We start from the raw sequence: 11187 nt of genomic DNA on the forward strand, positions 1-11187 counted from the left end.
GCCAACAACGGTAAACGCGCCGCCCGCAGCAGGCTGTTGGCGCCGGCCAACAGGGCCCCCAGCAGACTCAGGCCCACCCCGCTGATCCACCACCCGGCACTCAGGCTCAACTGCCCCGCGACCTCCGCGCCATATAACCCGCGCAGACTGGCAACGACATCCGGCAATAGCACACTCGCCAGCAAGTACCCACTGACGACCCCGGCCACTCCGCCGATCAACGCCAGAGCACCCAGTTCAACGATCAGGCAGGCGATCAACATCCTTGCACTGACCCCACAAGCGCGCAGAGTCCTGAGCAACCCCCGACGCTGCTCCAGTGCCAGGCCAATCGCGGCGTGGACAATGAACAGGCCGACCAAGAATGACAGAAAACCCAAGGCATCGAGGTTCAGGTGAAAACTCTCGGTCAGCCGCGCGAGGTTGTTCTCTTCGCCACTGGTCTTGAGCTGCAGCTGACCTTTGAATTGATCGGGTAACGGCGCGCTGAAATCCTTTGGCAACAGCAGCCGCGACAGTTGATCCGGTTGTTCGAGAATCTGCTGGGCGAACCCGATGTCCACCAGCAACACACCGGGGGCCATGTCCGTCTGCGCGAGCATCGGCGGCAAGGACTGACCGGTGGTACTGACCGGCCGATCACCCTCTCGAAAACCCAGCGCCTGCAACGTCTGGGGCGAGATCCAGGTACTGCCCGGCGGAGTAAAAAAACCGACGATCTGCTCAATCGCCAATGCCTGCCCGGCCACGGCCGACCCCGCGGGCAACGAAATCGGCTCGATGCCCATCAGCTGCAAGCGCTGATCTTCATGCCCCTTGAGTACCACCCTGCCTTGCAGCACCGGAGACACCGGCCATCCGGCGCGCCGCAAGTCGACAAACACCTGTTGGGAAAAAGTGGCACCGTTGGGTGCACTGAGACTGGCTTGGGGCTCACCACCGATTAACTGGCTGGCCCGGGCATAGCTTTCCCGCGCCTGACTGTTCAGGGCCTGCACGCCCGTGAGCAAGCTGGTCGCGAGCCAGAGCCCGGTCAGCACGCTGAAAAACTGCACCGGGTGCTGCCGCCAATGACTCAGCAGAGCCCGTAACGTCTCGCGGAAAACCCGCACCTCAGCGCTCGTCCGCGCCGACCAGGCGGCCACGGTGCAGCACCACTTTCTCGGCCAGCCGCGCCGCCACCCGAGGGCTGTGCGTGACCATCAACAACGTCGTGGGGCTGTCGTCGATGAGCTCCAGCAGCAGCTTCAACACTTCATCGCTGGTGGCTTCGTCCAGGCTGCCGGTAGGTTCATCGGCCAGCAGCAGCCTGGGCTGTGACGCCAGCGCGCGACCCAGCGCGACCCTCTGCTGTTGCCCGCCGGACAACTGTTCCGGGTACCGGCGCAGCAACGCCTGCAAACCCAGGCGCTGCACCAGATGTGCTTGCCAGCGCGGATCATGACGCCCGGCCAGGCGCGCCTGAAACGCCAGATTGTCCTCCACGCGCAGGCTGCCGATCAGGTTGAACTGCTGGAACACCAGGCCGATTTCGGTACGGCGCCAGTTCGCCAATTGCCCTTCGTTCATCTGGTCCAGCTGATGCTCGCCGCTGCGAATACTGCCGCGATCGACCTTGTCCAGCCCCGCAATCAGGTGCAGCAACGTGCTCTTGCCGCTGCCCGACTCACCCATCAGCGCCAGGCTGCTGCCCGGTTTCAACTGCAGGTCGACGCCTTGCAGGACCGGCAACGGGCCTTGCGGTGTGGCATAGCTTTTGAAGACACCGTGGACTTCGAGCATGGGTGAACCCGTTCGATGAGCGTGGGCCAAGGATAGCGGCCATGCAGGGTGTTTGTCCGATGACGATTGCTGCCGGGGTATCTGCGGAGCGCAGTTCTATTTAATGACGCCAAAAAACCGCTCAGATGATGTTTTCGTGCCGCAGCACCTACAGCAGGATCAGGTATTTCTACAGGCGCTGCGGCGCCCTGTGATCTTTTGCTTTTTTACATTGCGAACAGCCATTTTCCAGCTACAAATGACAAGTGGGGTACGTGTCCAAAATCTTGACAGCGAGTGTCACGGGTCGGACGTCTATGGATAGCTTCAGCTAAGGGATGTTCAGGCGCATGACTCAAGGCAAATACCGTTCCGACATTGATGGCTTGCGGGCTGTGGCGGTCATCGCAGTGCTGTTGCATCACCTCAATACCAGCCTGCTCCCAGGCGGATACGTGGGCGTCGATATCTTCTTTGTCATCTCAGGTTTCCTCATCACCTCCCAGGTCTTTTCCGAGGTCAAGCGCAATGCGTTCTCGCTGAAGTCCTTTTATCAGCGACGCATCAATCGCATCGTTCCCGCATTGGCTACGGTACTGCTGGCGACCGTGATTGTCGGGGCTTTCATTCTTTCTCCGGTCGACCTGATCCGGCTCAACGTCAGCGCCCTGCTTTCTTTGTTGGGTGTGTCCAATGTCTATATCTGGGTCAAGTACGGCAACTACTTCGCCGCCGACGCCAGCGAGGCGCCCCTGCTGCATACCTGGTCGCTGGGGATTGAAGAGCAGTTCTACGTGATCTGGCCGCTGTTCATCGTCTTGCTTTACCGCCTGGCGCCGCGTTATGTGCTGCCGGTTCTGGCCGTTGGCGTGGTGCTCGCGGTGGCCGCGTCCGAATACGCGACCGGGATTTTCGCGACGGCCGCCTATTACCTGCTGCCGACGCGGTTCTTCGAACTGATGCTGGGCGGACTGCTGGGGATCTACCTGCATCAGCCGCGGATCATCAGTAAGCTGGCGGCACATGGTTTTGCGCTGACGGGCTACCTGCTGATCGGTTTTTCGTTGTTTGCCTTGAACGCCGGCTCCACATTCCCCGGCCTCAATGCCCTGATCCCGTGCCTGGGCGCCGCGCTGTTGATTCTGGCCGGCAGCGGTGACATGCGCTCGCGCTTGCTCACGAGCCGGCCAATGGTGTTCATCGGCTTGATTTCCTATTCACTGTATTTGTGGCACTGGCCGCTGATCGCGTACCTGAATTATCTGGAAATTCCGATCAATCTGCCGGTCGGGGGCATGCTGATTGCGGTATCGATCCTGCTCTCGTGGTTGTCCTGGCGCTACGTCGAAGTGCCGTTTCGGCGCGGCGGAGCAACGTGGCACTTCTCGCAGGTCTTCGTTCGTCGATTTGCCCTTCCGGCGCTGGGATTGGCCGCATTGGCAGGGCTGAGCGTTGTGTTCAACGGCTTCCCGCAGCGCTTCAGCCCTGGGGTTGCGGAACTGGAAGCGATGACCCTGAAAAAACCCAGTGAAATCCGTAGCGGTTGCCACGTGCCCAATGCGTTGTACAGCACCGAGCCCAATGAGCACTGTCGTTTGGGTGCAAAAAAAGAAGGGCTGGACGGCATCATGATTGGTGATTCGTTTGCCAACCACTTTACCGGCATGGTCGATATCCTGGCTAAACCCGACAACCTCTCGATCATGGATTACACCATGGACTCCTGCCCGCCGATCATCGGCTACACCGCCGACATGCCACCGGTGTACGCAGCCCATTGTGCAAAACGCAACGAACGGGTTTTCAGCATGATCGAGCAGAACAAGTACCCCTACGTGATCATGGCGGCCATCTGGCCCAGGGACGCCATTGCCAAGGACATCGTCGAGGCGAGTATCAAGCGGGCGGTGGATAACAGCGGTGAGGTGATCGTCATTCTGAGCAATCAGCACATTGAAAAAGCCGCAAGCTGCCCGATCCGTCGTCTGATGTTCGGCACCGACCGTGATTGCTCGGTCAGCCAAAGCGCACTGCCCTCTTACTGGGCGCAAGTGCGGGCAAAATTTCCGCAGGTACGTTTTATCGATCCTAATCAGGTGATTTGCCCAGCGGGTGTTTGCAGTCCGATCATCCAGGGGCAGTTGTTGTACCTGGACGATTCGCACTTGAATGAAGTGGGTTCGCAGTTCATTGGCCACACGTTGCTGGAGCGCGGGTATTCGCTGTTGCATGATCCGATGGCATCCCCGCGTACGGCCGAGGCGGGACTGGGTGCGACGGTCGCGAATTGAAACGGGGCTGCGATCTTTTGATCTTGCCATTGCTTCGGCGGTAACGCTCTACCGAGACGGTAAGTGAACAACGCCCGCGACGAAGTAACTGGGCAAGTAACTATGACCGCTGCCGGGCCGGGCACTTGTTCCAGCCTGGCGTGCTGGAGCAGGTGGTCATTTCATACCGGCTGCGATTCTTTGCTGTTTACCTCATTCACCCACCGCCACATTCGTCGTTGACTGCGACGGCGTCACGATGCTGTTCAGATCGATATGCTTCCATTGAGGCTTTGCCCCCAACCGTGCGTTGAAGCGGTAGTTGAAAGTGAAATCGTCTGCCGTCGGCACGCTTAACGATTTGCCATACACCGCCTCGATCCCCGCAAGGTCGTAACCCATCAGCTGCAGCAGCGTCGGGAAGATGTTGTAGTGGCTGGAACGATCCTTGTTGCCGGCCAGTTGCGCCTGCCAATCAAGCGTTTTCAACCCGCTGCCCTGGATCACTACCAACGGCACCAACCCTTCTTCCTCCACCGGATCGCCACCACAGTGCGTATTCAATCCGGGATTACCTCGCTCGTGCAGATCCTGCCCATGGTCCGAGGTATAGATCAGCACGGCGTTATTCAGATTGGCTTGAGCAAAAATTCTTGAGAAAAACTCCCCGACGTTCCACAGCACGGTGTTCTTGTAAGCATTGCGATACAACAACCAGTCGTCCGGCTGACCATTGAAGCCATCCCGCGTGCCAGTGTCCGCGACTTCGACAAACTTCCCGCGAGGCAAGGTTGGACGGTAGGCCATGAAGGCATCGGGGTACTTGTCGTGGACCGGAAAATGCGCCCCCACTTTGTTGATCACCACCAATTCGGACGTGTTGTCGTTGAGCAGTTCGATCAATTTCGCGGCTGCAGCCATGTCGCGGTCACGCACACTGGTCTGGTCGAATTGCACGAACTTATCAATGTCTTTCATTTCGGTGTCGTTCATCAGGTTCTGCAGGTTGCCGCCCGTGCGCTGGGCGTCGATATAAACAGTACGCAGTCCGGCCTTTTTCGCGTACTGCCAAATAGAAGGCAAGGTGCTGTTGATGCGAACGTAATCAGCCCTGGTACCGCCGTAACGCAGGGTGATGTTGGTGTCGGCACTGCAATTGGCTATGGAAGCGGCATAGCCGTAATTGAAAATATCGACGCCAGGGCGCGGCTCCTTGAGATTGCTGTTCACACCGAACGGCGCATTGATGTCCAGGTAGTTGCCGGAAATGCTTTCATCAATGATCAGCACAATATCGTGGCCCACCGGTTGATCCACACGCGCCAGATTCACCGGCTCACGCGGGCCGACCGTGTTATGCAGCGACTCATAGGCAAACAGGTTCAGGTAAGCCAACGGCGTGTACATGATCGGCAGGCCCCGGGCGCCCTCGCCGGCCCTTATAAACAGCACCGAGCTAAGTACAAACACCCCGATGACCGGTGCAGCCACCAACAAGGCGCCCGGCAACGGCATCCGCCGACGCGGTTTAAGCCCGATCCCGAACAACAGCAGCAGACCACCCAGCACTGCGCTGATGATCGCGTCGCGGTACTGATACACCGCTTCCTGAATGAAGCCGCCGGAATACACCATGGACACGAAGCCGCTGTACGTCAGGTAGTCAGCCGTGACCCGCGTATAGACGTCGAAAAAAACTGCAGAGCTGAACATCGCCAAGGCAAACACGTGCCGGATCAACGTCTGGCGAATGTACGCTGTCATAAATAACGCAATCGTTAACGCGACAAACATTCCGCCAAACAGCAACACAGGAATACCGATCCCCATGGCGCTGAGTCGTTCGAGGTAATAGTCGTAATTCTTTAAAAGATACAGCAGTAACAGCAATTCTTTGAGGTATCGAATCATTGTATTTCCATTCGCCGGCTGGACTTTTGGCCAATAGATTGTCGGCCATTTTTTGACACTAGCACCGGGCCATCAAATCGCAAGAAATGTCGGACATTTGAGTAAAGCGTCAAAAAATTGTTGACTCAAATCTGACACACTCAGGCCCTTCCGACACTCGGCGAAAACGCCTCATGACCGTTTATCGCTTTCTTGAAACTCGCTCAAACCCTTCAAAACCGCGGCAAATCCAGCGGTGGCAAGCACTTGATGGCAAATAGCCCCCAAAATCGGGGATGTCTTACGACTGCAACACGTCATTTTGCTGACACGGTTTTCCACGGCTGGGCTATACCCCTTTTGACAGTCTCATTTTGATCTCTCAACCGTCTTACGAGGCACGCCAATATGGACGTGAGCGTATTTGGTACGGGCTATGTTGGCCTGATACAAGCAGCGGCACTGGCCGATGTCGGACATCGTGTCTTATGTGTCGATATTGACCCGAATAAAATCAGGCAACTGCAGCAAGCAGTACCGCCCATTAGTGAACCGGGACTCTCCAGCACGCTGGAAGAAAACATTAAAGCCGGTCGTTTGTTATTCACGACCCAGGCCAGCGATGCGGTCGAACATGCCGAACTGATTTTCATCGCGGTCGGTACGCCTGCCGATGAAGACGGCTCCGCCGACCTCAGCCATGTCCTGAATGTCGCCCGGCAGATCGCCAGCTTCATGGAGGCCGATCGCACCTTCATCATCAAGTCCACCGTGCCGGTCGGCACCGCGGACCAGGTGACGGCCGCCGCCAACGAAGAACTGCAGCGCCGGGGCAAGGCGTCCTTGAACGTGCGGGTGGTGTCCAATCCCGAGTTCCTCAAGGAAGGCAGTGCACTGGCCGACTGCATGCGTCCGGACCGGATCATTGTCGGCACCGACGACGATCAGGCACGCGAGCAGCTCAGCGAGCTCTACGCGCCCTTCTGCCGCAACCATGAAAAAATCATGTTCATGGACAACCGCAGTGCCGAGCTGACCAAGTACGCAGCCAACGCCATGCTCGCCACCCGTATCAGTTTCATGAACGAGCTGGCCAACCTCACCGAGTTGCTGGGGGCGGACATCGAAGCCGTGCGCAAGGGCATCGGCTCGGACCCGCGCATTGGCTATCACTTTATCTACCCTGGATGCGGCTTCGGCGGTTCGTGCTTCCCCAAGGACCTGCGCGCCCTGCTCCATACCGCCGAACACAACGGCATGCCTCTGCGTTTGTTGCGCAGCGTCACCGACGTCAACGACAGCCAGCGCCATATCCTGTTCAGCAAACTCAAAGCGCAGTTCCCTGGCGGACTGGCCGGTAAGTCCATCGCGCTCTGGGGCCTGGCGTTCAAACCCAATACCGATGACATGCGCGAAGCACCCAGCCGTTATCTGATGGATGCACTGTGGGCCGAAGGCGCAAGCGTACAGGCCTACGATCCGGAAGCCATGTCCGAGTGCCGACGCATCTACGGCTATCGCAAGGACCTGCACCTGTGCGCGACCCGTGATGACACCCTGGAAGACGCCGACGCGCTGGTGATCTGCACCGAATGGAAAAACTTCCGCGTGGTGGACTTCGAACTGCTGGCCAGCAAACTGCGCTCGCGGGTGATCGTTGACGGGCGCAACCTCTACAACCCTGAACACGTTGCGGCAGCCGGTCTGCATTACAGCGGCATCGGACTGCGGCACGTCGTGCCCCAGGGGCCGCGCCCATGAAGATACTGGTGACCGGAGCCGCAGGCTTCATCGGTGCCCACTGTGTGTTGCGGCTGCTTCGCGACGGGCATCAGGTGTGCGGCCTGGACAATTTCAATGACTACTACGACCCGCAACTCAAGCACGATCGCGTCGCTTGGGTGCAGGAGCAGGCTGGCCGTTTCCAGCTCGCAAAGATTGACCTGGCCGACGCCTCGGCCATCGAGTCTCTGTTTGTCCGTGAACAACCGGAAGTGGTCATCCACCTCGCCGCTCAGGCCGGGGTGCGTTATTCCCTGGAGAATCCCCGGGCTTACCTCGACAGCAATCTGAGCGGCTTTCTCAACATCCTCGAAAGCTGCCGGCAGCACCCGGTCAAACACCTGATCTACGCCTCGTCGAGTTCGGTGTATGGCGCCAATCAGCACACGCCTTACTCGGTCAAGGATGGCGTCAATCACCCGTTGTCGCTGTATGCCGCCACCAAGAAAGCCAACGAACTGATGGCCCACAGTTACAGCCACCTGTTCGGCATTCCCTGCACCGGTCTGCGTTTTTTCACCGTGTACGGTCCCTGGGGCCGGCCGGACATGTCGCCGATCCAGTTCGCCCGGGCGATTGCCGAAGGCTCACCGCTGAAGCTGTTCAATTACGGCGAACACCAGCGGGACTTCACCTACATCGACGACATCATCGAGAGCATCGCCCGACTGATCGATCGTGCGCCGCAAGCCGATGCTCAATGGGATCGTGAAACACCGGACCCGGCCAGCAGCATGGCGCCGTGGCGGATCTTCAACATCGGTGGGCAGCACCCCGTGGAGCTCAAGGATTACCTGGCGCTCCTGGAAAAACACCTCGGCCAAAAAGCCGTGGTGGAGTTACTGCCCTTGCAACCCGGTGACGTGCTCAACACGTGCGCCGACGCCAGTGACCTGGCCACGGCTACAGGTTTTCAGCCCCGGATCGAGCTGGACGAGGGACTTGGGCGCTTCATTGCCTGGTTTCGCGATTACTACCCACTGCCTATCGCCCACGCGCCGTTCGCGGCTGAACTTCAGCGGAGGAATCCATGACTGGACATGAAAAAGGTGTACCGCTCAAAAATCTCAGGCGTGACCAGCGCCTCGATCCCGAGCACCGAATCCGGATGGACGCGGCCATTCACATGCAAGGTCGCGGCTGGATGTCCGGCCGTGACGGCGGTCGGCCCTGGACATTGTCGCGCACCAATCGGGTGGTTGCCTGCATCGGCGCGCTGGCGATTCTGCTGCTGATCTCGCCGTTGATGTTGGGCCTTGCACTGGCGATCAAATTCAGCAGCAAAGGGCCGGTGATGTTCGTGCAAAAACGCACCGGCTACCGCGGCCGTTCGTTCGGCATGTACAAGTTCCGCACCATGGTGGCTAACGCCGAAGAGCTAAAAGAGTCCTTGCGTCACCTGAACAAGCACGGGGCCGACGCCATCGATTTCAAGATCGACAAGGATCCGCGCATCACCGGTATTGGTGGCTTTCTGCGGCGCAGCAGCCTCGACGAATTGCCCAATCTGTTCAATGTAGTGGCTGGCGACATGCGCCTGGTGGGCCCTCGGCCAACTTCGTTCAACGCCTATCGCTACAAAGACAATCACCTTGCACGCCTGAGCATCTACCCCGGCATGACCGGCCTTTGGCAGATCTCCGGGCGCAGCAATATCGACTTCGACCAGCGCGTTGAGTTGGACCTCAGCTATATCGCCGAGCAGAGCCTGCTGCTTGATCTGAAGATCCTGTTGAAAACCCCCTTCAAAGTATTCAGCGGCCACGGAGCGAGTTAAATGGACGGTTCAACTGCAAAAAGCCTGACTATCGCAAACCCGAGCGAGTCCAACCTGACCTCGACTGTGCTCGATCAAGATCTGCGGATCCTGCTTCTGACTGCCGCCAACCCCGGCGCAGGCACGACCACCAGCGCCCTGGTGCTGGCCACGCAACTGGCGCAAATGAGCAGCGGGCAGGTGCTGCTGGTGGATGCCAGCCAGTCCTCCAGCAACCTGACCCAACAACTGGGGCTGTCCAAGGAGCGTGGTTTGCGCGACCTGTTGTTCAACACCCAGAGCCCGCCGTTGTTGCAGGACTGTGTGGTGAACGTTTCCAGCCTGCCCTTTCACGTCTTGCCCAACGGCAGGTTTGCACGGGGCGCCGAACACCTGACGCCTGAAACACTGAGCCCGTTGCTCGATGAGTTGGGCAGTCAGTACCGGTTCGTGGTGATCGACGGCGACGCGGTGTATTCGGCCGCCGACACCCTGGTCATCAGCACCCAGGTAGACGGCGTGATCATGGTCGTTCGCGCTGAAGACACGCGCTGGGAAGTGGCCCAGGCCGCGGTTCAGCGCCTGACGCAAGCCGGCGCGAAACTGGTCGGCAGCGTGTTTAACCGACGCAAGTACTACATGCCCAAATGGCTCTACAAAAACCTGTAAGCAATCGCCAAAGGATGACGACATGAACGCCAAGATGCTTGTCCTGCTGTTGCTGCCGCTTGCAGGCTGCTCCAGCCATAACGAAACCCAGAGTATGCCGGTGCAGATCCTCACGGCCGCACCGTCCGACGCTCAAGCCACCGACATGAACATGTCCAAGACCGAGCAGACCCTGCGACCAAAAGACGTGCTGGAGGTGATCTTTCGCATCAGCACCAGCGGTTCCGAAGCATACCGCGTGCAGTCCGGTGACAGGGTGGCCCTCAACTTCACAGCCGCCAGCCAGCTCAATGGCGAACAGTTGGTGCTGCCCGACGGCACTATCGAACTGCCAGGGGCGAACACCTCGGTGAGAATCGAAGGCATGACTCGCGAACAAGCGCGCAATGAAATACAGCAGGCCTATCAACGCAAACAGATGTTCCAGCCCAACCGTAACCAGCTGTCAGTGATCATTCTCAGCCCGCTGACGAATGAAGAAAACCTCAGAAGCTCACTGAACCACCCGGGCACCGGCATGAGTCGGGATATCACCGTGGGCACCGACGGCTACGCCAGTTTCCCGGAAATAGGCTCCGTGGCGCTGCAAGGCATGACCGTCACTCAGCTGGAGACTTACCTCAATAAACGCTACGCCACCCTGCCGGGTCGCATGAGCGTGGACGTGTTGCTCAAGTCCACTGCGGGTAACGAAATCTACGTACTGGGTGAAGTCGGCCAGCCGGGGGCCTACCCGATTCGCCGCCCGGTGTCGGTGCTCGAAGCCCTGACCATGGCCCGAGGTTCGCTGATCAAGGCGCGCCTGGACTCGGTGATGATCATGCGGCGCAACGGCAACCAGGTGACCGCGCACAGTTACGACGTGGAAAAAGCGTTGTCCGGTGACGCAACGCAGATCGCCTACTTGCAACCCGACGACATGCTGTATGTGCCCAAGACCAAACTGGCCAGCGCCGGTGAGCTCGCACGGCAACTGGCAGACGTGGTGTTGTTCCAGGGCGTGGGCATGAGCTTCAGCTACCGCGTCGACAACAAAGACAGTGACAGCAACTAACTCTC

At 58.8% G+C, this 11187-nt stretch carries 9 protein-coding genes; 6 read left to right on the forward strand and 3 right to left on the reverse strand.

Annotated elements, in window-relative coordinates; all coding sequences use genetic code 11:
• Together GBC55_RS26200 and GBC55_RS26205 are read right to left on the reverse strand one after the other, a co-directional pair.
• Positions 1–1112, reverse strand: a 1112-nt coding sequence (locus tag GBC55_RS26200; protein WP_247267012.1) for an FtsX-like permease family protein, incomplete at its 3' end; no start/stop codon positions are given.
• A 1-nt stretch (position 1113) separates the two neighbouring features.
• The gene (locus GBC55_RS26205; protein WP_162439001.1) at positions 1114–1782 is read right to left on the reverse strand and encodes an ABC transporter ATP-binding protein; all 669 of its coding nucleotides are present in this window, start codon (positions 1780–1782) and stop codon (positions 1114–1116) included.
• Between the two features lie 329 nt (positions 1783–2111).
• Here GBC55_RS26205 and GBC55_RS26210 point away from each other — a divergent pair, with 329 nt between their 5' ends.
• A complete protein-coding gene (locus tag GBC55_RS26210) occupies positions 2112–4052 on the forward strand; it encodes an acyltransferase family protein (RefSeq protein WP_162439002.1) in 1941 nt (646 codons plus the stop codon).
• 192 nt (positions 4053–4244) lie between these two features.
• Here the strand turns inward: GBC55_RS26210 and GBC55_RS26215 are convergent, their stop codons facing one another.
• Positions 4245–5942, reverse strand: a complete 1698-nt coding sequence (locus GBC55_RS26215) for a sulfatase-like hydrolase/transferase (protein WP_162439003.1) — start codon at positions 5940–5942, stop codon at positions 4245–4247.
• 387 nt (positions 5943–6329) lie between these two features.
• Here GBC55_RS26215 and GBC55_RS26220 point away from each other — a divergent pair, with 387 nt between their 5' ends.
• From GBC55_RS26220 to GBC55_RS26240, 5 genes are read left to right on the forward strand one after another with little or no spacing between them, the layout of a single operon-like run.
• Positions 6330–7682: a UDP-glucose/GDP-mannose dehydrogenase family protein gene (locus GBC55_RS26220; protein WP_162439004.1), complete on the forward strand. Its 1353-nt coding sequence runs from the start codon at positions 6330–6332 to the stop codon at positions 7680–7682.
• Positions 7679–8737 carry an NAD-dependent epimerase gene (locus GBC55_RS26225; RefSeq protein ID WP_162439005.1) on the forward strand — a complete coding sequence of 353 codons (1059 nt, stop codon included), beginning with the start codon at positions 7679–7681 and terminating at the stop codon, positions 8735–8737. Before GBC55_RS26220 ends, GBC55_RS26225 begins: the two co-directional genes overlap by 4 nt.
• Positions 8734–9480 (forward strand): sugar transferase, encoded by a 747-nt coding sequence (locus GBC55_RS26230; RefSeq protein WP_162439006.1) that lies wholly within the window; start codon positions 8734–8736, stop codon positions 9478–9480. Before GBC55_RS26225 ends, GBC55_RS26230 begins: the two co-directional genes overlap by 4 nt.
• Positions 9481–10128 carry a CpsD/CapB family tyrosine-protein kinase gene (locus GBC55_RS26235; RefSeq protein ID WP_162439007.1) on the forward strand — a complete coding sequence of 216 codons (648 nt, stop codon included), beginning with the start codon at positions 9481–9483 and terminating at the stop codon, positions 10126–10128.
• Between the two features lie 22 nt (positions 10129–10150).
• A complete protein-coding gene (locus GBC55_RS26240) occupies positions 10151–11182 on the forward strand; it encodes a polysaccharide biosynthesis/export family protein (protein WP_162439008.1) in 1032 nt (343 codons plus the stop codon).
• Positions 11183–11187: the final 5 nt, after the last annotated feature.

Source organism: Pseudomonas sp. TNT3, assembly GCF_010095445.2.
In the GTDB taxonomy this organism is placed as follows: domain Bacteria; phylum Pseudomonadota; class Gammaproteobacteria; order Pseudomonadales; family Pseudomonadaceae; genus Aquipseudomonas.